Origin of the sequence: Flagellimonas taeanensis (assembly GCF_003584105.1) — a bacterium.
Taxonomy (GTDB): Bacteria; Bacteroidota; Bacteroidia; order Flavobacteriales; family Flavobacteriaceae; genus Flagellimonas; species Flagellimonas taeanensis.
Genome location: NZ_QXFO01000008.1, coordinates 118,210 through 144,267, shown reverse-complemented (window position 1 = coordinate 144,267; position 26,058 = coordinate 118,210). Strand labels below are relative to the sequence as shown.

The following is a 26,058-nucleotide window of genomic DNA, read 5'->3' as shown; positions in this document are numbered from 1 at the left end:
ATTTTTAGTCATCCTATACTTTAAAATAATTCTTAGCATTGCGGTAACAGATGTCCTGCACCAAGCCGCCCATAAAGTCGATATCGTTTGGCAACAACCCTTTTTTTAGGTCATTGCCCAGGATATTGCACAACAATCTCCTAAAGTATTCGTGCCTGGGAAAGGAGAGGAAACTTCGGGAATCCGTGAGCATGCCCACAAAACAGCTCAGCAGCCCCATGTTCGATACTGCGTTCAGTTGTCTTTCCATGCCGTCCAATTGATCATTGTACCACCATCCCGCACCCATTTGTATTTTTCCACGTACACCTCCCTCACTGAAATTGCCCGCCATTGTGGCAAAAATTTCGTTTAAAGCAGGGTTAAGGTTATAGAGGATCGTCTTACCAAGTTGTCCTGTATTTTCCAAAGTGTCTAAAAATCGGGCAAGGGTACAGGCCTGCGGGAAATCTCCGATGGAGTCATATCCGGCATCAGGTCCCAGCTGGACCAATTTTGACCCATTGGTATTGCGCAGCGCACCCAAATGGAATTGCTGCACCCATTCCCGTCCATGGTATTCCCGGCACAAATGGACCAAGGTCTCAAATGTAAAGTATCGTATCTCTTCCGCTTCCAAGGGTGTTCCCTTCATCACCTTTTGAAAAAGGGTCTCGATATCATAGGTGTTCATCTGAAAATGGTACAATTGCTCCAGACCATGATCGGCAAGTCGGCAACCATTTTCATGAAAATAAGCCACTCTTGACTTAAGGGCCATAATCAAATCCTGATAAGTTGCTATTTGGATTCCGGAAACATCCCCCAACCGTTCCAAGTACTTCCTGTAGGCGTTATGGTCCCCAATGGCATATACCTTGTCCGGACGGAAGGTCGGCAGCATTTTTGGCGAAATGGCCATTTCCGATATGCTACGATGGTGATCCAAATTATCTATGGGATCGTCGGTAGTGCAGATCACCTCCACATTGAATTGTTGTAAAAGTCCAATGGCACCATGGCTTTTTTCCTGCAATTGTGCTTTGGTCAACTGGAAAATTCTGCCTGAGTTGGATCCGGTAAGTAAATCTTCGATCCCAAAGTAACGCAGTAACTCCAGATGGGTCCAATGGTACAAGGGGTTTCTGAGGGTATGGGGAACGGTCTCGGCCCATTTTTGAAACTTTTCTCCATCCGATGCCTCCCCTGTTATAAAAGCCTCATCAACACCGCAAGCCCGCATGGCTCTCCACTTATAGTGATCGCCTGCTAACCAAGCCTCGGTGAGATTTTTGAACTGGTGATCCTTGGCCACATGCTCGGGTGACAGGTGGTTATGGTAATCGATGATGGGCATTTCCTTGGCATAGCCATAGTACAATTCCTCCGCCTGTGGGGTCTCCAGCAAAAAACGCTCTTTTATGAATGTCATTGCCCTGCGGTTTTTTCTATACCATACATCAGCCCCCTTAGTTCGGCCAGCCCCCGAAGTCGTCCTATGGCAGAATACCCTGGATTCGTTTTCTTATGGATGTCGTCCAACATTTGATGCCCATGATCTGGACGCATTGGCATGCGTTGATTCCTTGCATCATTTTCTTTACGCACCCATTGTTCTTTGAGCAATTGGCGCATTACACCGTACATGTCCACATCGCCGTCCAAATGGTCGGCTTCAAAGAAATTACCCAGTGCATCCCTTTTGGTACTTCTCAGATGTATGAAGTTGATTCTTTCCGACAAGCGCTCAACCATCCCCACCAAATCGTTGTCTGGCCTCACGCCATATGAACCCGTACAAAAACACAGTCCATTGTGGGGGCTATCATATGCCGCCAGTAGCTCCCTGGCATCTTCCTCTGTACTCACCACTCGCGGTAATCCCAAAATGGGGTATGGGGGATCATCGGGATGGATTGCCAAAAACACCCCGGCCTTTTCCGCCGACACACCTATGTCCTTGACAAAGCTGTACAGGTTATGCCTGAGTTCCGCTTCACCGATGTCCCGATAGCTGTCCAAAGCTTGCTGGAACCGCTCCAAGGTATAGCCCTCCTCGGCACCAGGCAATCCAGCAATGATGTTCCGGACCAAGCTGTCCTTGGCCTCTTCATCCATGGTATTGAATTTGTCCATAGCCTGCACAACCACAACATCAGGATAATGGGAAAAGGCTTTTTCCCGGCCCAGGATGAAAAGTTCAAAGGCCGCAAATTCAATGGCATCAAAACGGAGGGCAAAGGAACCATCGGGCATTTTATAGGACAAATCGGTTCGGGTCCAATCCAGGATGGGCATAAAGTTATAACATACCGTATCCACCCCACATGCCCCAAGGTTTTCAATACTCTGCTTGTAATTCGCTATGTACTCTCCATACTTCCCCTTTCTCCTTTTAATATCCTCATGCACAGGTATGCTCTCTACTACAGACCAAGTGAGTCCAAAGGCTTCGACTTCCCTTTTTCTTTTATCAATTTCCGATATGGTCCAAACAGCTCCATTTGGAATATGATGCAATGCAGTTACAATGCCGGTTGACCCGGTCTGCTTAATATCGGCAAGGGGGACAGGGTCTTTTGGTCCATACCATCGCCATGTTTGTTCTAAGGCCATAAACATTTATTTTTTTTAATTTCTACTTGATTTTTTATACACCACTGAAAGCACTGAACCCACCATCTATGGGAACCACTATACCGGTTATAAATTTTGACTGTTCGCTGATCAACCACAATGTCGTGCCAACCAAATCCTCTGGTTCACCGAAACGGCCCATGGGTGTTTGATCTATTATTTTGGCCCCCCTAGAGGTCAAACCTCCTTCAGGTTTAGTCAATAAATTTCGGTTTTGTTCGGTCAGAAAAAAACCAGGGGCCAACGCATTGACCCTAATGCCTACTTTTGAAAAATGTATGGCAAGCCATTGGGTAAAATTTGATACAGCTGCTTTTGCTCCGCTATAGGCCGGAATTTTCGTAAGTGGGGTAAAGGCGTTCATTGAAGAAATATTTAAAACACTGCACCCTGTGCGCCCAACCATTTCCCTTGAAAAAATCTGTGTAGGCAAAAGGGTCCCTATGAAATTCAAATTGAACACAAATTGAATTCCCTCCATATCCAAGTCAAAGAATGTCTTAAAGTCCTTTGTTGTTTGGAGTAGGTCTTCCTTAAGCAAATATGAACCACTAGTGGTCCCCAAAGGGTGGTTCCCCCCCGCACCATTAACCAAAATGTCACAAGGACCAAATATTCTCGTAATCTCCTTTTTGGCCTCTTCTAGGCTTTCCCGATCAAGTACATCCACTTTGAAGGCCATCGCACTGCCCCCATCATTATTGATTTTTTCCGAAACAGTTTGGGCTGATCCAATATTCAAATCCAGAATGCAGACTTTTGCGCCCTGACTGGCAAAAGCAGCGCCTAGAGTACTGCCTAAAATGCCACCACCTCCCGTTATGGCCACAACTTTGTCTTTCAACTCTTTATATTTGGGACTGTTCATTTTTGTTTTTTTTGAATATTGTTAAGGGGTTTGGGGGTTGTGACCCTTACATGTCCAATTTTTTTTGAATATCCTCAAGGGAAACCCCTTTGGTCTCAGGCATCATGAAGAGGGCAAACAGCAATTGGAACACCATCATGACCGCGAAAATGACAAAAATGGGCCAAGGGTTTTCTTTGAAAACAGCAATGACCACGGGGCCGAGCAAAGTGATCAAGGCCGCAAAGACCCAATGTGTCCCAGTACCCCACGAGGTGCCATATGCCCTGGCATGGTTCGGAAATATTTCGGCTATGAACACCCAAATGACCGCACCCTGGCCTATGGCATGTGATGCAATGAAAGCCATGATGGAAGCCAAGAGCACGCCTGCACCGAGATCCGCATAAAACGAAAAGGCTATCATCAACAGACTGGAAATGTAGCCAACTGAACCGATGATCAGAAGTTGTCGCCTTCCAATGCGATCGATGAGGCTGATCCCAACAAAAGTGAATATCAAGTTTATACCCCCAATCGCAATCGAATTGAAGAGGGATTCCTTTGTGGCTAGCCCGGCAATCTCTAAAATTTCCGGAGCATAGTACAACACAAAATTGATTCCGGACAGTTGGTTGAAGAACGCGATAAGAAAGGCCAACAGCAAAGATTTTCTATACTTTTTAAAAATGCTCCCTTCCTGTTTTTCCTCGATGGATTCCGCATCCTCAATCCTTTGAAGCTCTTCTTCCACATTATCGACCCCCATCTTTTCCAACACTTCCCGCGCACGATCTTTATTCTGTTTTTCCGTGACCAACCACCGCGGACTATTGGGTATGAAAAAGACCGATACGAAATAAATGGCTGCCGGTATCCCTTCCACGCCCATCATCCAACGCCAATCATTATCCCCATCAAAACCCTTCAACAGGTAATTGGAAAAGAAAGCAATCAAAATACCCAAAACCAGATTGAATTGATACAATGCTACCAACCTTCCCCTATTCTTTGCCGTGGATATCTCCGATATGTACATCGGTCCTGCCACTGTGGATGCACCTACTCCCAATCCTCCAATGAACCTGAAAAATGAGAAGGAATACGGGTCTGGGGCGAGCCCAGATCCAAGTGCAGAAATAAAATACAGTGCCCCGATCCATATGAGTGTTTTCTTTCGCCCCAATCGTTGACTTGGGATTCCTCCCAACAAGGATCCCAATACCGTACCCCAAAGTGCCATGGACATGATGAAGGTTCCGTGGAACCAGGGACTAGTGTCCCAAAGTTCTTTGATGGGCAGGTTGGCCCCGGAAATGACCACTGTGTCAAATCCGAATAAAAACCCTGCCAGTGAGGCCGTAAACGACCACATGCTTTGATTGCTTATTTTCAATGTGTTCCTTTTTAATTACTGGAATGATTTTTATGATTTGGCGGCTGAGGGGACATCTTGAGTTGAAGTGTACCTCCACGCACCAGCAGGCCATGGCTCAAGGCGAAGTCCTTCACCTTTTTTCCATTGAAACTTGCCGTTTTGATATAGGGATTTTGTTTTTCGTTGTTTTCTGCCTGAATCACGATTGATTTCCCTTCATAGTAGTCAGGGTTCAGTTCAATCTCGACCCTGTCAAAGATGGGTCCCGTAATTTGATACATCGGCTCCATTTCGGTGCCGCCCGTCATTTGAAACAATCCAATTTTCATCAAAACCGCAAGGGAGCCCATCAATCCTTGGTCTTCATCCCCATTGTATCCACGGGCAGGGGTCAATCCTTGGTACACCGTATTCGCGACCTCTTTCGCCCAATACTGTGTAAGATCAGGTCTACCCAAATGCTGGAATATGAATGCCGTCTGTATGGAAGGCTGGTTCCCATAATTGATCGGGATTCGTGAATATTCGGGATGTAGCTCTTGGGCATGCGAGGTGCCAGAGGTGAACCCCAGTTTTTTGGCCTCCTCAAACTGTTGGTTGAGTTTGGCGACCGCCTTGGCCTTTCCTCCCATGAGTTCGGAGAGTCCCTCTAAGTCGTGGGGCACAAACCATGTGTTCTGTGCGCCATTGGCTTCAGAAAATCCGATTCCGTGATTGAAGGGATCATACGGTTCAAGCCATTCCCCAGTTTTGTTTTTGGGACGGACCCATCCAGTGGCTGTGTCAAATACGTTTTGATAGTTTTTGGACCGGGCCATAAAATACCCATGATCTTCCTTTTTGTCCAATGCCTTGGCAAACTGTGCAAGGCACCAATCCTGATAAGCATACTCCAAAGTCAGGGTCGGACCGTTCTGATGATAGCCAAAATTACCTTCTGGTATCGGATAGGGCACATAGCCATCCTTTGTGTAATGGGCCAGGCCACCTCCAAGCGAAGTATTGTGCTCATAGCCGGCCTTGTCCATCATGCCACCGGGCATATGGTTCTTCTTGAGCGCTTCATAGGCCATTTCGAGATCAAAACCACGGATGCCTTTTTGGTACGCTCCTACTATAAAAGGAGTGCTGCTCGCCCCGGTCATCACATAGGTGTAGTTCCCACCTGCGGGTCCTCTCGGCACCAAACCTCCATCCTTGTAATATTGGAGCAAGGAATTGACAAAGGATTCCGCTATTTCCGGATAGGCAAGTTGCCATAAGGTATTTATGGTCCATTGTGCACCCCAAAAGGAATCGGAGTTGAAATGATCAAACAGGGGCTTACCACTTTTGGAAAGGGGAAGCTGTCCAATCTTAAAGACATCCCCGGTATTGTCCGGATATTGGCCATTGGCATCGCTGATGGTCCGGCGACCTTGCAGTGCATGCCATAGGTCCGTATAAAATCTACGTTGTTGCTCTTCGGAACCCCCTTCTATCTTTATCCTTCCCAATAATTGGTTCCACTCCAGTCGTGAATCTTGCACGATCCGATCAAAATCCCAGTGTGGCAATTCGTGTTCAAGGTTGAATTTTGCATTTTCCTTCGAAGTGTAGGAAAGGGCAACTTTCATTTTTACCTTTCCTGTACCTCCCTTAAGTTTTAGGATGAACTTACCATTGCCCCATGGATTCGATACTTCCTCGACATCCCTGTCCAAGACAATCCTAAAAAACACCTTTGTGGGTTTGGGCCTCCTAATGGTCGGCGCATTGGTGAGCTCTCCTTCAAAAACCCCTGGCCCAACTTGCTCCAATGACCCATCCGTTATTTTTGATGGCCCCAATTGGCCACTCAGGTTGATAAGGACTGCTCCGTCTTCCATATTGAAATCATACTGATGGAATCCCACCCTCTTGGTGCTGGTCAGTTCCACATCGATATCGTACCGGTCCAAATGGAGTTTGTGGTATCCTGGGGAGACTTTTTCTTTGGCATGGTCAAAGGAAGAGGAATAATCTTTCTGCGTCTTTGCCATATCGATTTTCCCCAAATCGATGGGCATCACCGAAAGCCCGGAAAGCTGCCAGGCGTGGATATGACTGAATCCCCTTATGCTATCAACCTTGTAACGATAGCCACTGCCCCAAGCACCGTCGGTTTCCGTATCGGGGCTCAAATTGACCATTCCAAAAGGCCTGCTTGCAGAAGAGAAGAAAAACCATCGGGAATTCTCCGTATCCAATTGCGGATACACCAAATCTACCGGTGTTTTTTCCTTGCTGTTTTGCCCTTTTGCGAGTTGAACAGAAACAAGGAATGGTACAATCAAAAAAAATCTGAAAAAGGGTTTTAAACTACCTAATTTGTTCATTCTTTGGAAATCTCTTTTCTGGTGCACTTCTTCAACCGATGAAGTCTGAAAATGCCAATTTGTTTGTGTTTAATCAAGGGGTTCAATTCCCTCTAAACCGAGGGTGATCCCATAGACCGGTATTTTGGCAATGGATCTTCCATCTACCTTTACATTGGAAATCGAAATGTTTTTGGCATCCTTCAGGACCAATTGGTCTGTGGTGGATACGGGGACCACATCACTGTCCGTGATCGAAATATTTTGCACATCGTCAAAAACATAGGCAGGACGAAAATCAATATTCCGGGCATTGATGGTCACATTTTTAAACGTCACTCCTTCAGCATGGCGAACATAGAATCCCCAAGCGGGCAATTCGCCGAACATGGAAAATTCAGGATAATCATTGATTTTCTCCGGCACTCGGTCCAAGTCGTTCAAAGGGATATAGCCCATAGCTTTTGAAGCCCGTCCCGGAAAACTGATATCGATATTCTCCAAGGTCACATCCTGGACATTGTGGCCTGGAATACCGACTATGGATGATGGAAATGGGTTGTGAAAAAAATCCACTTCAGGACCACGGAGATCATAATCGATATCCGGTCTTCCAAAGGGCATCTGCACCTTTACGTCCTTGATATGCACATTCTTGATGGTCCCCGGCTTTTCTCCAGCACGGTGCCCCAGTCGTATAAAAATGGCATTCCCTGTATTCTCTGCAATGACGTTGGAAACTTGTATATTCTCAATATCCCCTCCATCCACGCTTTCAATGGCAATGGCCGAACGAAAGGTATCAAAGACCTTGATGTTCTTTATGGTGATGTTCTTGAATCCCCCATGTGATGCCGTGCCAAATTTGACGGCACTGGCACTACTTCGAATGGTGCAGTTGGCCACATAGATGTTATCGTTGAAATAGCCCGGCGTATGGGATTTCAAACAGATTCCATCGTCAGCGGTATCCAAGTCACAATTGGTGACCTTTACATTTTTACAGTCGGTGATGTCCATTCCATCATTGTTCCAAAACGCACGGTTGGTGACCTTAAGACTGTCCAGCACCATGTCCGAGCAGCGTTCAAAGAACAGACCCCAGCAGGCGCTATTTTTGAGATGCAGGCCCGTTACGGTGATTTCCTTGGATTCGGTAAATGCAAAGAGCATGGGCCGCGAACCTTCATTTGGACGCATTCTTCGGTAATTGTAATTATGGACCCGCCGAACGCCCAAGTGGTGCAGACTATCTATGGTCACGGCCAAAGCCATTCCCTGTCCATCAATGGTACCTTGGCCCGTTAACGCAATATTATTGACGTTATTTGCAACGATGAGGGCCATTCTTGAGGGAGTCACTTTGATTTTATCAAGATCCGGCCCATTGGGATCACCCTGGCCATAATCATCAGGGTTGGTGCTGCCCAACAAGACCGATCCTTTTTGAAGATGCAATTCTATATTGCTCTTCAGGCTGATGGATCCGGAAAGGAATTCCCCACTTGGAAAAATGATCTTTCCCCCACCTTTTTTACTGACTTTGTCGATGGCCGATTGAATTGCCTTGGTGTTCAATGTGGTTCCATCAGGTTTGGCACCAAAATCGGTGATCATATACTCCTGTGCCCAAAGCAAGTTCATGCCCAGAAACAGTACTACAAAAAAGGTGATTCCAACTCTATTCTTCATTGATTTGAATTGTTTATGGCTGATGTGTCTCAGATTTCTCAATACCCTGGGTTATTGTCGATCCTGGGCACGGAACGATCTATCTCCGCCTGTGGAAATGGGCGCAGGTAGTGCTTTTCATCCATGGTTCCCGATCGACGTGCTATTGGATTTCTCAATTGGGTTTTCTCAATGAGTTTTCCGGTCCTTTTAAGATCGAACCACCTACAGTATTCGCCCATCAGTTCCCTAGCCCTTTCATCCAAGATCATATCTATGGTTAGGTTGCCCGCGGCACGGTAAGAGACTGTTTCCAGAGAGGTGACATCTTCTGGATGCAAAGCTTGCAAGGGAGTCATGCCACTATCGGTCCCCAAGGCCCTGTCCACAATGCTGTTGTAATAATTTTCAGCTCCTCCTAAATTTCCGTTGGATGCGCCTTTCAAGATGGCTTCCGAAGCAATGAGATAGGCTTCGGCCGAACGGAACAAAGCAAAATCGAAGGTGCCGAAGGCATCGCCATACTCAATGCCTGGTTGCCAAAACTTCCACATCAATGGTGTAATATCCATACCATGGAAAGGGGTTAGGGCGTTATCACCGTATTCATCGGTATTCAGCACGGCGTAGGGTTTGGTCCCTCCAACATCCAACCCTTTTTCTGAAAGCGAGGCTGGGTCGTTCCATGGTCTAAAATAGAGCACGGAATCCCCTCTCATAATGTTGATGGTCTCTGATGGGTTGGCTGGATTTGGCACAAAATTGTTCACGTTCACAAGGGCGTATTGAACATCCACGAAATTATGGTGGTACCTTCTGTCAAGGGTTGGATCGTATAATCGATACATGGTCGGTGTGGCCAAGTGTATTTGCAGAAATCTGTTATAGGTACTTGTCCTTCCTTCAGAACCTACGATATCCGGAGATCCTCCGAATATGGAATGGTAGTCGTTCCCTTCCAATCGAGCGCTATTTGACGGGTCTCCAAAATTGGTGATGGGATCATCCACGAACTGCACGGCAAAAACAATTTCAGGATTTTGATCATCCTGTGCCGGAAATGTTTCGAACAAAGGGTTTTCCGATCGTTGTGGGAATAAATCGGAATACTCTGTTGCCAAGGGATAGGCGGAAATGACCTGATCGGCATATTCCCGAGCCTTTTCAAAATCGGTAGGAGTACCTCCCAGTGCATTATTGAAATTCCAACCTCTGGTCAAATGGACCCGGGCCAATAAAAACTGTGCAGCGCCTTTGGTTGCACGTCCATAATCGAGACTACTTGGGGGCAAAACCGATTCAGCTTCCTCCAAGTCGGAAATGATCTGATCATACACTTCACTGGAACCTATTTTGATTACCTCACGGGATGAGGTAACAACCTCTTCGATGGGCATGGGTATATCGCCCCATTGTTGCACCAAATAGAAATAACTTAAGGCCCGAAGAAATTTGGCTTCGGCCACACGTATGGACAATGTTCCTGGGTCGATGCCTTCTACATTTTCCTGACGGGAGATAACGGTATTTGTCCTATAAATCTCCCTATACAACAAATCCCATAAATCCTGGAGTTCGACCATGGAGGAATTTAGCCTTACATCATAGGTGTTGAATGGGTCTCCCGCATCATCTGTCCAATTTGCATTTGTGAAGATGTCGGTACCGGAAAGTACAAGTTCCCTTTGCTGGTGGATATCCCTTAGGAGGGTATAGCATGATTTTACAAGGTCTTCATATCCTTGTGACGTGGTATAATAGGTGTCGGTGGTTTGAATGGAAACTGTGTTTTCATTCAAAAAGTCTTCGTTACAACCGGACAATGTTACTATCAAAGAAAAAATACCGGCTACGAACAAACATTTGTTATTGCTAAACATGTCTTGTTATTTTAAATTAAAAAGTACATTTCACGCCCAATAGTATCGTGGTCGAGGACACATCATCGTTATAGGCGCTGGAATTGAATTCAGGATCTATCCCATCAAAATCATGAAAAATGAATGGGTTGATCACTTGGGCGTATATCCGCAAATTCTGGACTCCCAATACATCGGATGCCAATTCGGACGGTAGGGTATAGCCCAAAGTAATATCGGAAATACGTATGAAGCTAGCGTCCTGATATTGGATGGCCTGTCTATAGGGATTGGGTACTCCAGCCCCGAAATAGTCATTGGTCGGGTTGTCCGGAGTCCAATAGTTCAGGTTTAGGGCATTGTACCTACCGTTACCCACTTCTCCCATAGTACCGCTTAAAAAGTTGTTTCTAAATTGGACGCCCTGGACGGTATAGGCCAAAAAGGAAAGGTCAATGTTACCAAAGGTAAATTTGTTGGTGATACCCATGGTCCAGTCGGGCTGTTCGGAACCCAAGATGATCCTATCATCCTCCCCTGGGGCCGATGAGATCTTGCCGTCCTGGTTTTGGTCCACTACTTTCACAGAACCGGGAACCTGTCCATACACTGCGGCTTCTTCGGCTTCATCCAATTGCCAAATGCCATCAAACTCATAGAAATAATTGGAATTCAAGGGTTGCCCCACAAAAAGGTTGGACCCAATATCTTCAAGGGTTCCATTATTGCCAATGGACAACACTTCATTGATGTTCTTGGCGAAATTTACAGAAGTGGACCAAGTAATTTTATCCTTTACAATGTTTCTGGTGTTGAGGGCCACCTCGATTCCCTTATTGGATACCGAACCAATATTGGTGATGAACTCTCCAAAGCCTTGTGAGGTCGGGATGCGTTCCCTATAAATCAGGTCCACGGTCTCCCTGTCATAAACCTCAATGGTGGAAGAGATCCTATTATTGAACAGGGCGAGATCAAGCCCTATGTTCAATTCCTTGCTTTTTTCCCATCCCAAATCCTTATCGACCAAGGCGGCAGGGGCAAAACCGTATGCCGGAGCTTCGCCAAAGGCGTATGGTGTCTGCAACAATCTGGTCAAGGTACTGTAGGGGTCAACCGCGCTGTTGCCCACGGTACCATAACTTACCCGAATCTTCATGTTCGATATGGTCTCGCTGTCATTTAGGAAGTTCTCATCGCTGATTTTCCAGGCCAAGGCTGCCGATGGGAAAAAATCCCATTTGTTCCCGTCACCCAATTGCGACGCACCGTCCCATCTTCCAGTCACGGTCAGCAGATACCGGTTATCGTTGAACCCATATACGAGCCTGCCCATATAGGAAGAAATGGTCCTTTCGGTCAAATTGGAATTGACCGAGTTGATGGTGCCAGCAGTATTGACGGCATACCACGATGAATCATAGGGTAGATTTTCCACATCGAGGCCCATTACCTCCACTCTTTCTTTGAAGGCACTTTGTGCCACGGTCGCATTTATACTGCTTTTACCAAATGTTTTTTGGTAGTTGATGATGTTATCAAGCGTATAATTGGTCAATATTTGGTTGCTGCTGTTGGCCCTTGGAGGCAAACTTGCCCTTTGATCTTTTGTGAAAGTACCACGGTACATTCCATCCCGTGCATCATATTTTCTTGCAGAGAGGGATGATTTCAGACTCAGTCCTTCTAAAGGGGTCACTTCTATATAGGCGTTGCCCCTAAAATCAGAACTGAGCGTCTCCAACTGGAAATTTCTTCTATCGGCCTCTACTATTGGGTTCAACACTTGTTTGTCATTGATGCCCATCCATACGGCATATCCATCATGCTCCACATCGTTGTTTTCGCTGGGATTAAGTATCTCATCAAAATAGACTACCCCCGTGGGTCGTGCCCGATACGCTCCGCGGAGCGACTCCCTGGAACCTAAATTGATCAGGGAATTGGTGTAGTTCATGGTGAACCCAACCTTCACATGGTCCGTGACATCGCCATCCAATCCACCATTGATGGTGTATCGCTTAAAATCAGTGTCTTTTAGGGTACCTCCTTCATTTAAGTAGCCAAGGGAAAAATAATAGTTGACATTATCGCTGCCTCCACTCAAAGAAACATTATGGCTGGTCTGCAAAGCAGAACGGGTCACTTCGTCCACCCAATCAATGCCATTCCCGGAAGCCAACACTTCCATCTCGGTGGATGTAAAGGTTTTGGCGGCGTACCCATTTTGTTCCCTGGCAATAGTGCTTGCCTGATAAAATTGTTGGGCATTTTGCATTTCTGGCAAATAGGATGGCATTTTGAGCCCGGAATATCCATTGTAGGTCAAGGACATTTTTCCCTTGGTACCACGTTTGGTGGTGACAATGACCACACCATTAGCACCACGTGATCCATAAATGGCCGTGGAAGAAGCATCTTTTAGAATATCGATGGTTTCAATATCGGCGGGGTTCACCGTGTTCAAATCGGCACCTTGAATACCATCAATAACAACCAAAGGTTCATTGCTGAAATCGATGGAACTAAGTCCCCTGATCCTAATGTCAAGACCTGAACCTGGTCTATTGTTTCTTTTAATGATGTTCACCCCTGCCATTTGACCTTGGATACCTTGTGCGGCGGAAACAGGGTTGGCCCTTGCTATATCCGAAGATTTCAGGGATGCGACGGCGCCTGTGAGGTCACTTTTCTTGGCCTGACCATATCCTATGATCACGACCTCATCCAACAAGGCGGCATCTTCAACCATTTGAATTTTCAAATTGGATTGATTTCCGTCCACTTCAATTTCCTGCGTCAAGAATCCAATGTACGAAAATACCAAAGTGGCGTTCTGTTCTGGTACATCAATGGAGAACTTTCCATCGAAATCGGTCACCACACCATTGGTGGTTGCTTTCTGAAGGACATTTACACCTGGCAGAGGTGTATTGTTGTTGTCCAACACAACACCGGACACAGTTATGGATTGTGCCCATGTCGTAAATGATAAAATCAGAAAGAAAGTCGATAAAACTAATTTAATCTTATTCATTTAAAGTTTGTTTGGTTAATTTGCTAGCAATTTTACAATTCTTTACCCTTAATGAAAATGTGATTTTCAATCAAAATCATGTAAATTTTCACCTTATATGCCTGAATTTTGACTAAATGGGATGAAGCGGATGTAACCAATTAAATGTGGTGACGATAGTGTCTGTCTGGTCCTTGATTCATTATGGAGCTTGAAACAATTACCATCCCCCCCAAGGAATTACATCCCATTGGTCGGAGAATAAAAACCGAAATTTAGAAGCTTATTTACAGGAATTTGGTTAAATATTCCATCTATTGGCCCATCCAAACTACCTTAATGCCTGCCAAAAGAAATATATTTGACTGAACACTTTTCCTTTGCCAAAGGGCTTGCGCATAACATCAGGATTCTTGACAAAGGCATGTCCGTTTAGGTTTGGGGTGTTTCTGGTAATTTGAAACAAGTATCCTATTGTAAATCCTGCATTAATGAAAACGTACTTCGCAATCATACTTGTTTTAGTTTCCTTCTTTTATCTTGATGCGCAGCATTTAAAATTCAACCATTATAATGATAAAAATGGGCTGTCCCATAATTCGGTGCGACACATCATACAAGATCAGCAAGGTTTCTTGTGGCTGGGCACTTTTTCCGGGGTGAATCGATTTGATGGGTACCAGTTTAAGCCCGATCTATTGTCTTCATCTTTGAACAGTGACATTTACAAAGCAGATGTAACTGGTATGGAGCTAGACCCGACCACCAACAATATGTGGATAGGTACCAATAAGGGACTATTACGTTTTAATACTGCAACCCATGAACTTGTTGACTTTTTGCAGAATAAGAATGGTCAGGACAGTTTTCCCTATGCGGAAATCCGAGCCGTTCATATCGATCGCCATAAAAGGGTATGGGTAGGTACCAAATATAATGGGCTTTATAGATACGATGCCTTGGAGAAAGTTTTCACAAAGGTCGATCTTCCCAACTATGACTACATTAAGGAAATTTTTGAAGATAATGAAGGCAATATTTGGATCGGAAGTTATAATGGCGTTTCCATCGCCAAAATTATCTTGAACACCCAAGGGACGATTTCACAATACACCAATTATATCCTGTCCGTACCCCATTCAGATGAAAAATACCCATACATCCATTTTATTTACCAAGACCATAAGTCGGACATCTTTGCAGGGACCCGAAAAGGCCTCTTCAAGTTGGACAGGCAGTCGGACACTTTTGAGAACCTGTATATAGAAGATGATGTGGTCCGGGAAGATCTCGGCCCCTATTTTCTATCAATCGCAAGAGCTCCGGATGGTAAGTTCTGGCTTGGCACACTGGGCGGACTTATTGTGTGCAATAATCTGGAGGACATTGCCAAAGGTGATTTTGAACGACACTTTTCCATATTGTCCGATGATACCTCTTTGGTCGATAACTTGATTTCCGCCCTTTACTTTGACGGTTCCGGGGTACTCTGGATCGGAACGGAAAATGGTCTGGACAAATATGATCCGTATGAAAATCAGTTCAAGATCAACAAGGACATTTCCTTGTATATAGACAATAAGGCGCCGACCATCAAAGGATTTTCCAAAACCTATGATAACAGACTTATAGTGGCCACCAAAAATAATGGATTGTTCATTTCAAAAGGTGAACATTTTGTGCCCCTGCACTATAAAACGAACAATATTACCAGTATTTATTCCGACGACGGAAAAATCTTCTACTGTGGTCTTTGGAACGGAAAGGTGCTCATCTATGATTATGTAACCGATAGCTCAACAATAAAGGACATCGGCTTTATAAGTTCCCCGGTGCTGGCTTTCTTGAAATATGACCTCAACACACTGATTGTTGGTTCCTTTGGTGAGGGTGTCCAATTTTTGGATGACAAAACAATGGTACCCATTGGACCAAAGGCCATACTGCCCGATGCCGAAATTGATAAAATCAAACGACAGGGAAATACACTTTGGCTATCCACCAAGGATGGTGTGATCCATTATGATGTGGAAACAAGGATTAGCAAACAGTACCGAAGTGATGCCGAAAACAATGAGGGGCTTCCCCATAATTACATCACCGATATTTTGGTGGATGATGAATCCAGTGTTTGGGTCTCCACTCGCAACGGAATTGCAAAATACAATGCGGAGAAAGACAATTTTGATAGGATCTCCCAACCGGAAGAGTTATTGGGTAAGTGGATTACTGATATCGAAATCGATAGTTCAAGGACGTTTTGGCTCAACATGAACAATAATGGTCTGGCCAGATACGAACCACATTCCAATGAGGTGTATTTCTACCATATCGAAAGTGGAAACAGGCTGGATGTTTTTAGCATGAATGGTTTTTTCGAATTCAATGATTCCCGGATTTATGTGGGTGCCCAAAACGGGATTATTTACTTTGAACCAAATAAGATCAAGGAAAACACCTATGTGCCGCCTCCGGTGATCACGAGCTTTAAAATTCAGAATAATGAAGTATTTCCGGGATTGGACATCAACGGGCAGGTCCCTTTGAAAATGGACCTGAACTATTCCAAACGTATGGTTTTGGACTATAAGAACAGAAACATTTCCTTTCAATTCTCATCCCCATCATATACCAATGAAAGATTGAACAGATTCCAATACAGACTTTTAGGTTTTGATGAAAATTGGATAGAGACTACTAGTGATTCAAGGACCGTACAATACACCAACCTACCTTCAAAGGATTATACCTTTGAGGTACGCTCAAGGAACAGTGATGGCAACTGGAGTGAAACGTCAACCTATGAGATTACGGTCTCACCTATTTTTTGGTTGACAGGCAAGGGTCTGGGATTGATAGCACTGGCTCTGGGATTGATCATCTTCTTTGCCAGAAAGCAGATCCGTTCTCGTCTAAAATTGAAAAGGGAGCTTTTGATGGAAAAGGTACAGCGAGAACGAGATGAAAAGTTGAACAATGAGAAATTGAGGTTTTTCACCAACATATCCCATGAACTAAGAACGCCACTGACCTTGATCCTTGGACCGGTAAAACAGCTCTTGGAGCAAGATGAGCTCAGTCCCTATTCAAAAGGCAGGGGAAATCTTATCCAGCAAAATGCAGAAAGATTGCTTCGCTTGGTGAACCAGATCTTGGACTTTAGAAGGGCAGAAACAGGGGAATTGGCCCTAAAAGTCTTCAAAACAGACATTCTGGTCCGAACGGAAAACATATTGAACTCCTTTGTGGAAGTGGCCCATGCCAAAAACATCACCTTGAACCTTAATGTTGAAGAGCAGTCCATGAAATGTTGGATAGACATTGACAAGTACAATAAGATTCTCTTCAACCTATTGTCAAACGCCCTAAAATTTACCAATGAATATGGAAATGTTGATCTGTTCATCGGATTCAAGGAAAACGAGACCAACAAAAAATTGGTCATTGAAGTAAGTGACGACGGGATCGGGATACCTTCGGAAAGCCAAGAGCGTATCTTTTCCAGATTTTACCAAGTCCAGAACAACATGGGAAACTCTACGGGCACCGGCATTGGCCTATCCCTGGTAAAATCGTTGGTGGAAATTCACAAAGGAGAGATAAAAGTAGAGAGCCAGCCAGGGAAAGGTAGTATATTCACAGTGGTATTGCCCGTGCACAAATCGGCCTTTTCCAAGAAGGAGTTGGGCGATTTTCCCCAAAACAAGGATATTATCGATGATGCCTTAATCCCTATAAAAAAACTGGAGGCTTCGTTCAATAGCATTCCATCCAACAAGAACAATGTTGAGGTCAAACAAAAGATATTGATTATTGAGGACAATTCGGAACTAAGAAAGTATGTAGTGGAATATCTTTCTGATTTTTATAAGGTGTACGAAGCCGAAAATGGCAAAGAAGGTTTAAAGATCTGTAGAAAAATAAAGCCGACCCTCTGTGTTGCGGATGTGATGATGCCCAAAATGGATGGCTTTGAATTTGTAAAAGAACTGAAAAAGGATGAAAACCTTAGCCATATTCCAGTAATACTACTCACGGCCCTAGCGGAGAATGAAAACAGGATCAATGGATATAAGCTTGGTGTTGACGGATATTTGGTAAAGCCTTTTGACCCTTCTCTTTTAAAGACGCGTATTGACAATATCCTTAAGAATCATTTCGATCTAAAACAAAAATTTTCAGGTGAGGTAGAAAGTGATGTGTTGACTTTGGCCCACTCACAGATAGATATTGAATTGATTACAAAAATCAAAAATCTAATCGAGAAGAATATTGATGACGCAGAACTTTCCTCTAGCTTCATTTGCAAGGAGTTGGGCATAAGTTCTTCTAAACTTTATCGTAAAATCACTGAACTTACGGATCTTTCCCCAAATGAATTTATTAAGACCATACGGTTGAAAAAATCCGCACATTTGTTAAGGACAAGAAATTACAATGTTTCCGAAGTGGCAGATATGGTTGGTTTTAAGGACCCTTTTTATTTTAGCAAATGTTTTAAAAAGCAATTTGGCCGGTCTCCCAGTGCCTTAATAAAATAAAACACCCTTTTATGATAGATATAATGATCTTTTTTAAAATGTTGTACCTATGTTGTACCCGCATAAAAAGGAAAAACCTCCCAATTGCTTGAAAGGCTTATCTTTGTTGAAGTGGTCCCACCTGGGCTCGAACCAGGGACCACCTGATTATGAGTCAGGTGCTCTAACCAACTGAGCTATAGGACCCGCAATTTGCGGATGCAATATTAGTGTTTATTTTTCTACACCGCAAGGTTTTAACGCCCCTCCTTTGCTTTTATTTCTTGGCAAAGCTCCACCAGCACACCGTTTGTGCCCTTCGGGTGCAGGAATGCCACCAGTTTGTTATCGGCCCCCTTTTTGGGTATTTCGTTCAATAGCTGGAACCCTTCCTTCTTCAGTCGGGCCAACTCCGAAACAATATCCTCCACAGCAAAGGCGATGTGGTGGATGCCCTCTCCCCTTTTTTCCAAAAACTTCGCAATTGGGCTGTCAGCACTTGTGGCTTCCAACAATTCCACTTTGTTGGGTCCCGATTCAAAAAAAGAGGTCCTCACGCCTTCCGAGGCCACCTCTTCCATTTTATAGGGGGGCACTCCCAGCAATTTGGCGAATAACTGGTTGGACGCTTCCAAATTCTTTACGGCAATGCCGATGTGTTCAATTTTATCCATGGACCTACCTGATTTTATGTTCTGCAATGCACGGTTTTTCCAAAATTACGGACTGTAATCCATTCAAAGTGCGGGGTTAGTCAGGATTTCCTTTATTTTTGCACCATGGAGGAAACACAACGGCAAAAGAAAATAGCAGGAATCATCCAAAAAGATCTGGCGGACATCCTGCAACGAGCGGCCACTGATGGCGGGCTCAGGGGAACTTTGATCTCTGTTTCCAAAGTATCTGTAACGGTGGATCTGTCATTGGCCAAGGTCTATGTGAGCATTTTTCCCAACAAGGACGCCAAAGAGTTGTTGGCCGGGATCAAGGCCAGCCAAGTGACCATTCGCCATGAACTGGCCCTTCGTACCAAAAACCAGTTGAGAAGAGTGCCCGAGCTTGTTTTTTATCTGGATGATTCCTTGGAATATATCGATAGAATTGAACAATCGCTCAAAGGGGAGGAAAACCCCATAGAGAACAGGGACCTGCTCGACAAACGAAAGAAATCCTGACCTTGAACTTCCCGTTTTATATCGCCAAGCGCTATCTACGGTCCAAAAGCAGTCAAAATGCGGTGAACATCATCAATTTTGTTACTTTTTTGGTCATCGTGATTGGTTCTGCGGCACTTTTCATTGTGCTTTCGGCCTTTGCTGGGCTAAAAACGTTCAGTCTGTCTTTTTCCAATACTTTTGATCCCGACTTGAAGGCCACGCCCACAACCGGGAAATATTTTTCCCTGATGCCCAGTGAAGAAGCTGCTTTGCAGGACATTCCCGAGTTGGCCAATTTTTCCAAGGAACTGGAGGAAAGGGCCTATTTGACCTTTAAGGAGAAAAGCACCATTGCCTATATAAAAGGAGTGGATGAGCGATACCGATCGGTGACCGGGGTGGACAGCACCTTACAATTTGGTAATTGGGGCAACATGGAGTACAACGGGGTCATTGGCATTGGCATCTATAATCTGCTAGGCGTCCCCACGAACAACCGAACGCCCATGATGGTCCTTGTCCCAAAGCCCGGAAAAGGTTCTTTCACGCAACAGGGGCTCACCAATTCAAAACCCTACAACGAACTTCCGTTGGTGGTCAGTGGCGTATATGCCGTGGAAGAGGGCCTCGACAAAAAATATGTGTTCGCCCAACTCCCCCTTATCCAGAAATTATTGGAAAAGGACAGCACCATGGTTTCTGGCATCAATTTTAAACTGAACGACCTATCAAAAATTGATGAAGTGAAAAGTTCCATTCAGGCCGTTTTGGGCGACAAAGTGCAGTTGCTGACCCGACAGGAGCAGAACAGCACGCTCCACCGCATGCTGAAAACGGAAAACCTTGCCACTTATCTCATCTTCACATTGGTGTTGATCATTGCCTTGTTCAATGTCGTCGGGGCCATCATCATGATGATCTTGGACAAACAGCAAAATTCAAAGACCTTGTTCAGTTTGGGCACCACCATTAAAGAATTACGGAGGATCTATTTTATCCAAGGGCTTTTGGTAACTTCTCTGGGCGGGCTTATCGGGGTGTTGATCGGCACCTTGCTGATTGTCTCCCAATTGGTCTTTGGCTGGTTGAAAATAACCCCTTCGCTGGCCTATCCAGTGGAGTTCGATGCCATGAACCTATTGATTGTGATGGCCACCATTGTGGTTTTGGGCTTTATTTCGTCAAAAATAGCCAGTAGCCGCATTTCCAAAAAAATGATCGCTGCCTAGGCGAACTGAAAGTCCTCAAATTTCTCGAGCACTTCGTCAAACGCAGCAAATACATCCACCGCATCGTCGCTGGTCACCATTTTCATACGGTGTTCCTTGAAGTGGGGTATGCCCTTAAAATAGTTGGTGTAGTGCCTTCGGGTCTCGAACACGCCCAATTTTTCGCCTTTCCAGTCGATGGACATCTGTAGGTGCCTGCGCGCAGCGTCCACACGTTCTTGCATGGATGGCGGTGCCATGTGCTCCCCTGTCTTGAAGAAATGTTTTACCTCCTTGAAAAACCAGGGATATCCGATACTGGCCCTACCGATCATGGCTCCATCCAGACCAAAATCGTCACGCATCCTCACTGCGGCTTCGGGGGTGTCCACATCGCCATTTCCAAATACGGGGATTTGCATGCGTTGGTTGTTCTTCACCTCAGCAATGGGCTTCCAGTCTGCCTCACCCTTGTACATCTGCACGCGCGTGCGTCCGTGGATGGAAATGGCCTGTATGCCCACATCCTGCAAACGTTCTGCTACCTCAACAATTTTGATGGAATCGGAATCCCAGCCCAATCGCGTCTTGACGGTAACGGGAAGTTTGGTCCGCTTGACGATTTCCTCGGTCAATTTTACCATGAGGGGAATATCCCGTAAGATTCCCGCTCCTGCATTTTTGCAGACCACTTTTTTTACGGGGCAGCCAAAATTGATATCGATGATATCCGGATTGGATTGCTCCACAATATCCACGGCCTGGAGCATGGAGTCCAGCTCCGCACCAAAAATCTGGATGCCCACTGGGCGTTCCTTTTCATAAATGTCCAGTTTAAGGACACTTTTGGCCGCATCCCTGATCAAACCTTCCGAAGAAATGAACTCGGTATATACCACATCTGCCCCTTGTTCCTTGCAGAGTGCACGGAAAGGAGGGTCGCTCACGTCTTCCATCGGGGCAAGAAGCAATGGAAAATCAGGCAGTTCTATGTTTCCTATTTTTGGCAAATCCTATTTTTTGGACTGCAAAAATACAAAATACCCCAGAATCAGCATATTAGTCTTTGGATTGTAGTCTGTCCCGCTCCTTTTTATCGATCCCACGTTGGTTGTCCTCCAATCGGAAATTGCCAAAATTATAGGTGAAGCCAAACCGGATGAACTGTGTTTCAGGGCGTCTTCGGTAAAAATTGTCCTGGTCGAGGTACTGCGAACGGTAGGTGGGTACATACTTTTCCAGAATGTCCTCCGCTGACAAGGACAGGGTTATCCTGTTGTCAAAAAGTGTCTTTCGAAGGCCCAAAGTCAGGTTAAACTGATCGTCGGAGATATAGGACCCGAACAAAAACTTGGATAGGTATGTGGCCGTGACCTCTCCCGTGAAGGTTCCGTCCTTGGACAGGGTGAGGTAGTTGGACAGGTAACCATAAAACCCGTCCACTTCGTTGGTGTAGGGCACATTTCCACTCTCCGCGGCCAAAAAGGTTGCCTCTTCGTGGAAAAAAGAGGTGTAGGCATACAGCACCCAAGCGGACAAAACGGTTTTGCTCAGGGTAAAGTCCAGTCCATAGGACTTGCTCTCCAGTACATTCTGTTTCAGTTCCACAAGTGTCTGGTTTGTGTTGTCCTGAAAGACCAAATAGGAAATGTTTCTTCCATTGTCCCGATAATAGACATCAAAGAAATATTCGCTGTTTATCGTGTAGTTCAGGTTAAAATTGTTGCTGAAACTGGGAACAAGCCCTGGGTTTCCCTCTTCATAATCATTTTCATTGAAGAAAAACCGGAAGGGATTGAGATCATTGTACTTGGGCCTGTCCACATTTCTTCCGTAGTCGAACGATATACTGTGCTTTTCCGATGGCGAATAGAGCACATATAAAGAGGGGAAGGGTTCAAAAAAGTCCTGTGTATTGGTCTCGCCAAGGGTCTCCGAAATCCCTTTGGCCTCGGTAAGCTCACCTCTCACCCCTAATTTAACCGACCATTTTTCCCAGTTTTTCACCAAACTGAAATAGGCCGCATATACTTTTTCGTCATAGGTATAATTGTCGGATTGGGATGGGCCCACCGTGTTACTGGAACCATTGAAATTGAAAAAATCCACATTGCTCTCTGAGGCAATGGAGGAAATCTTGGCCCCTGTTTCCAAAGAGGCATTTCCAATTGGAGTGGCATAATCCACCTGACCCGTGAAAATGTCAATATCTTGCTCGGAATCGGAATCGAAACCAAAATCACGCAGGAAAGCGCCGCTTGCATCGAAATATTCGGAAGAAAGGTTTTGCAGTGTCTGTCCGTTGTAATGGGTATAGTGCCCATTCACACTTAACTTGGCTCCCTCCTTCTTCAAGCGGTGCACATAGGTAAGGTCAAAAGCGAGATTGGTATTGTCCAGGACCGCATTGTTCCGCGTGGTAAACGTGGAATCCAATTGCCCCAACCCGTTTCTCATCGTATTGGTCAAACGGGTTTCTTGGTCTTCCCCCAGATTGAACAACACGTTGGAGGTAAGACCCACACTGTTCCTGTCATCAAAGTCATAGTCCATGATAAAGTTCGCATTCTGTGATTGGGAGCTATTGTTCCTTTCGTAGTGGGTGTCCCATTGGGAAAACACCGAATTGGTGTCATCCATAAAATGGATGCCCTTGTCCGTTTTTCTAAGTTCCTTTTGTGGGTTGATGGTGTAATTGGCAAACAAATGGAGCTTGTCCGTTTTATAGTAATGGCTGGTCCCCAGGCTATACTTTGGAAAAACAGCCTGCGTGTAGCTCCCGTTGATGCTTCCCTTGTATCCCGGAACAATGCTTTTCGAGGTCACAATGTTCAAAATGGGACCTCCTCCCGCATCGTAACTTGCCGGTGGATTGCCGATCACCTCAACGGACTTGATGTTCGTTCCCGAAAGTCCTTGCAACAGATCTTGCACCTCTTGTCCCGACAACTGAACTTTCCTATCGTTCAGGTAAACGGTTGCGCTCTGTCCCCTGACCAGCAATCTGTCCTCGGCAACGATCACTCCTGGTGTGCTCTTGAGGATGTCCCACGAATTTCCTTGTGAAATCACAGTATTTTCAACCGAAAAGACCAGTCTGTCTGGAAGTTTTTGTAGCTTCGGGCGTTGTGCGGTGACCACGACCTCATCCAGTTCATTGCTTTCCAATGGTATGATGAGAGCCCCAAGGGAAACATCCTTGGCAATGTCCAATGCCCTTGGCTCCGAACCCCTCCCCACATAGCTCGCTTGCAATAAATACAGATCGGGGGCCACTTCCATCAGTTCAAAAAAACCATTATCGTCCGCAGAGGTGCCCTTCACAAAAGTGGAGTCGGAGGCCTGTAACAGCAGAATATTGGCGTACGGGATTATCTGGTTTTGTTCGTCCACCACCTTTCCGGTAATCTTGAACGTTTGCCCAGTGAGGCAACCGCTGATCAAAGACACCGATAAAAATACAAAGGTGAGGTTTTTCATTTAAGGCTAGGGTTGGACCTCAAATCTAAGAAATTATTCTTGAGCGATATAAGCCCCCTTTTTTCTTATTTGCAAAAAACCATCGGCAGGTACTTAAAACAATTATATTTGCAGTTGCTCATCAGCCTTTTTGGCGGGTTATTGTTGATATGGAGAAGATTAGGAATTTTTGCATCATTGCACATATAGATCATGGTAAAAGCACCTTGGCCGACCGTTTGTTGGACTTTACGGGCTCTGTAACCGAACGCGAAAAACAGGATCAATTGTTGGACAGCATGGACCTTGAACGCGAACGCGGCATTACGATCAAAAGCCACGCCATCCAAATGGAGTATGTGCACGAAGGGGAAACCTATATCCTTAACTTGATCGACACTCCCGGCCACGTGGATTTTTCATACGAAGTGTCCCGGTCCATCGCAGCCTGCGAAGGGGCCCTTTTGGTGGTGGATGCGGCACAGAGCATACAGGCACAGACCATTTCGAACCTTTACTTGGCCCTCGAAAATGATTTGGAGATCATCCCTGTGCTCAACAAAGTGGATCTTCCCAGTGCCAATCCGGAAGAGGTCACGGACGACATCGTGGATCTTTTGGGATGCAAGGCCGAGGAGGTAATCCCTGCCAGTGCCAAAACAGGTATCGGTATCCAAGAAATATTGACAGCGATTATTGAAAGGATTCCTGCGCCCAAGGGCAATGTTTCCGAGCCGCTCCAGGCCTTGGTGTTCGATTCCGTTTATAATCCGTTCAGAGGGGTCGAAACCTATTTTAGGGTCATCAACGGAGAAATCAAAAAAGGGCAAAAAATCAAGTTTGTGGCCACTGGAAGGGCCTATGAAGCTGATGAAATTGGTACACTAAAGTTGAAACAAGTGCCCAAGAACAAAATTTCGGCGGGAGACGTGGGCTATTTGATCACCGGGATCAAGGACGCGCGCGAAGTGAAGGTGGGTGATACCATTACCGATGCCGCCAATCCCACCAAAAATGCCATTGAAGGTTTCGAGGACGTGAAGCCGATGGTTTTCGCGGGGATTTATCCCGTGGACACTGAAGATTTTGAGGAGCTCCGGTCTTCCATGGAAAAATTGCAATTGAACGACGCCTCCCTGGTCTTTACACCCGAAAGTAGTGCGGCTTTGGGCTTTGGCTTTCGATGCGGATTTTTGGGAATGCTGCACATGGAGATTATCCAAGAGCGGTTGGAACGCGAATTCGACATGACCGTTATCACCACAGTCCCCAACGTAAGCTACCATGCCTTCACTACCAAGGATAGGGAGACCCCTGTCATTGTAAACAACCCATCGGACCTTCCCGACCCATCCACCTTGGACCGAGTGGAAGAACCTTACATCAAGGCGACCATCATCACAAAATCGGATTTTGTGGGGAACGTGATGTCCCTTTGTATTGAAAAGCGCGGCCAGATCAAGAACCAGACCTATTTGACCCCAGAACGGGTGGAGCTCATTTTTGACATGCCCTTGGCCGAAATCGTATTTGATTTTTACGATCGATTGAAGACCGTTTCTAAAGGTTATGCCTCATTCGATTATACACCGATTGGGATGCGGATATCCAAATTGGTACGTGTGGATATCCTTCTGAATGCCCAGCCTGTGGATGCCCTCTCTGCGCTCATCCACTTTGACAACGCACACAATATCGGGAAAAAAATGTGCGAAAAACTGAAGGAACTCATCCCAAGACAACAGTTCGATATCCCTATTCAAGCGGCCATCGGATCCAAAGTCATTTCAAGGGAGACCATAAAAGCACTTCGGAAAGATGTTACCGCCAAATGTTATGGTGGGGACATTTCCCGTAAGCGAAAACTGTTGGAAAAACAGAAAAAAGGGAAAAAACGTATGCGCCAAGTAGGCAATGTGGAGATTCCACAACAAGCATTCATGGCCGTGCTCAAATTGAACGACTAAGCTGTTGTTCCTACTTTCTCTTTT

15 protein-coding genes and 1 tRNA gene are annotated in these 26,058 nt (G+C 45.4%); 4 read left to right on the top strand and 12 right to left on the bottom strand.

Going from position 1 to position 26,058, the window contains the following annotated elements; all coding sequences use genetic code 11:
• Positions 1–13: 13 nt before the first annotated feature.
• From uxaC to D2V93_RS02795, 8 genes are all read right to left on the bottom strand, one after another.
• A complete protein-coding gene (gene uxaC, locus D2V93_RS02830) occupies positions 14–1,411 on the bottom strand; it encodes a glucuronate isomerase (RefSeq protein WP_119618304.1) in 1,398 nt (465 codons plus the stop codon).
• Positions 1,408–2,595 (bottom strand): mannonate dehydratase, encoded by a 1,188-nt coding sequence (gene uxuA / locus D2V93_RS02825; RefSeq protein WP_119618383.1) that lies wholly within the window; start codon positions 2,593–2,595, stop codon positions 1,408–1,410. The genes uxaC and uxuA overlap by 4 nt, the downstream gene beginning before the upstream one ends.
• Before the next feature lie 34 nt (positions 2,596–2,629).
• On the bottom strand, positions 2,630–3,484 hold the full coding sequence (locus tag D2V93_RS02820) for an SDR family oxidoreductase (protein ID WP_119618303.1): 855 nt from the start codon (positions 3,482–3,484) through the stop codon (positions 2,630–2,632).
• A 46-nt stretch (positions 3,485–3,530) separates the two neighbouring features.
• Positions 3,531–4,838, bottom strand: a complete 1,308-nt coding sequence (locus D2V93_RS02815) for a sugar porter family MFS transporter (protein ID WP_119618302.1) — start codon at positions 4,836–4,838, stop codon at positions 3,531–3,533.
• A gap of 32 nt (positions 4,839–4,870) precedes the next feature.
• A complete protein-coding gene (locus tag D2V93_RS02810) occupies positions 4,871–7,156 on the bottom strand; it encodes a GH92 family glycosyl hydrolase (protein WP_245978073.1) in 2,286 nt (761 codons plus the stop codon).
• Between the two features lie 111 nt (positions 7,157–7,267).
• Positions 7,268–8,869: a glycoside hydrolase family 28 protein gene (locus D2V93_RS02805; protein WP_119618301.1), complete on the bottom strand. Its 1,602-nt coding sequence runs from the start codon at positions 8,867–8,869 to the stop codon at positions 7,268–7,270.
• 38 nt (positions 8,870–8,907) lie between these two features.
• Positions 8,908–10,647, bottom strand: a complete 1,740-nt coding sequence (locus D2V93_RS02800) for a RagB/SusD family nutrient uptake outer membrane protein (protein ID WP_220473613.1) — start codon at positions 10,645–10,647, stop codon at positions 8,908–8,910.
• Positions 10,648–10,744: 97 nt separating this feature from the next.
• Positions 10,745–13,744 carry a SusC/RagA family TonB-linked outer membrane protein gene (locus D2V93_RS02795; protein ID WP_119618299.1) on the bottom strand — a complete coding sequence of 1,000 codons (3,000 nt, stop codon included), beginning with the start codon at positions 13,742–13,744 and terminating at the stop codon, positions 10,745–10,747.
• 470 nt (positions 13,745–14,214) lie between these two features.
• Between D2V93_RS02795 and D2V93_RS02790 the strand changes: the two genes are divergently transcribed.
• On the top strand, positions 14,215–18,264 hold the full coding sequence (locus D2V93_RS02790) for a hybrid sensor histidine kinase/response regulator transcription factor (RefSeq protein WP_119618298.1): 4,050 nt from the start codon (positions 14,215–14,217) through the stop codon (positions 18,262–18,264).
• A gap of 112 nt (positions 18,265–18,376) precedes the next feature.
• Here D2V93_RS02790 and D2V93_RS02785 read toward each other — a convergent pair.
• Positions 18,377–18,450 (bottom strand) — tRNA-Ile (locus tag D2V93_RS02785).
• Positions 18,451–18,500: 50 nt separating this feature from the next.
• Positions 18,501–18,917 (bottom strand): methylmalonyl-CoA epimerase, encoded by a 417-nt coding sequence (gene mce, locus D2V93_RS02780; protein ID WP_119618381.1) that lies wholly within the window; start codon positions 18,915–18,917, stop codon positions 18,501–18,503.
• Between the two features lie 105 nt (positions 18,918–19,022).
• On the opposite strand from mce, the gene rbfA reads away from it, so the two are divergent.
• Together rbfA and D2V93_RS02770 are read left to right on the top strand one after the other, a co-directional pair.
• Entirely contained in the window at positions 19,023–19,418 is a 396-nt protein-coding gene (gene rbfA, locus D2V93_RS02775; RefSeq protein WP_072876416.1) for a 30S ribosome-binding factor RbfA, read from the top strand.
• A gap of 2 nt (positions 19,419–19,420) precedes the next feature.
• The gene (locus tag D2V93_RS02770; protein WP_119618297.1) at positions 19,421–20,629 is read left to right on the top strand and encodes an ABC transporter permease; all 1,209 of its coding nucleotides are present in this window, start codon (positions 19,421–19,423) and stop codon (positions 20,627–20,629) included.
• Here the strand turns inward: D2V93_RS02770 and dusB are convergent.
• Together dusB and D2V93_RS02760 are read right to left on the bottom strand one after the other, a co-directional pair.
• A complete protein-coding gene (gene dusB / locus D2V93_RS02765; protein ID WP_072876420.1) occupies positions 20,626–21,618 on the bottom strand; it encodes a tRNA dihydrouridine synthase DusB in 993 nt (330 codons plus the stop codon). The genes D2V93_RS02770 and dusB overlap by 4 nt on opposite strands.
• 49 nt (positions 21,619–21,667) lie before the next feature.
• Positions 21,668–24,088 (bottom strand): outer membrane beta-barrel family protein, encoded by a 2,421-nt coding sequence (locus D2V93_RS02760; RefSeq protein WP_119618296.1) that lies wholly within the window; start codon positions 24,086–24,088, stop codon positions 21,668–21,670.
• Between the two features lie 149 nt (positions 24,089–24,237).
• Between D2V93_RS02760 and lepA the strand changes: the two genes are divergently transcribed.
• Positions 24,238–26,034, top strand: a complete 1,797-nt coding sequence (gene lepA / locus D2V93_RS02755; protein WP_119618295.1) for a translation elongation factor 4 — start codon at positions 24,238–24,240, stop codon at positions 26,032–26,034.
• The last annotated feature ends 24 nt before the right edge of the window (positions 26,035–26,058 follow it).

Bases quoted from the DNA above. Each gene is read 5' to 3' on its own strand.
- uxaC (WP_119618304.1), bottom strand. From the start codon at position 1,411: ATGACATTCATAAAAGAGCGTTTTTTGCTGGAGACCCCACAGGCGGAG.
- uxuA (WP_119618383.1), bottom strand. From the start codon at position 2,595: ATGGCCTTAGAACAAACATGGCGATGGTATGGACCAAAAGACCCTGTC.
- D2V93_RS02820 (WP_119618303.1), bottom strand. From the start codon at position 3,484: ATGAACAGTCCCAAATATAAAGAGTTGAAAGACAAAGTTGTGGCCATA.
- D2V93_RS02815 (WP_119618302.1), bottom strand. From the start codon at position 4,838: ATGTGGTCGTTTACGGCCTCACTGGCAGGGTTTTTATTCGGATTTGAC.
- D2V93_RS02805 (WP_119618301.1), bottom strand. From the start codon at position 8,869: ATGAAGAATAGAGTTGGAATCACCTTTTTTGTAGTACTGTTTCTGGGC.
- D2V93_RS02795 (WP_119618299.1), bottom strand. From the start codon at position 13,744: ATGAATAAGATTAAATTAGTTTTATCGACTTTCTTTCTGATTTTATCA.
- D2V93_RS02790 (WP_119618298.1), top strand. From the start codon at position 14,215: ATGAAAACGTACTTCGCAATCATACTTGTTTTAGTTTCCTTCTTTTAT.
- mce (WP_119618381.1), bottom strand. From the start codon at position 18,917: ATGGATAAAATTGAACACATCGGCATTGCCGTAAAGAATTTGGAAGCG.
- rbfA (WP_072876416.1), top strand. From the start codon at position 19,023: ATGGAGGAAACACAACGGCAAAAGAAAATAGCAGGAATCATCCAAAAA.
- D2V93_RS02760 (WP_119618296.1), bottom strand. From the start codon at position 24,088: ATGAAAAACCTCACCTTTGTATTTTTATCGGTGTCTTTGATCAGCGGT.
- lepA (WP_119618295.1), top strand. From the start codon at position 24,238: ATGGAGAAGATTAGGAATTTTTGCATCATTGCACATATAGATCATGGT.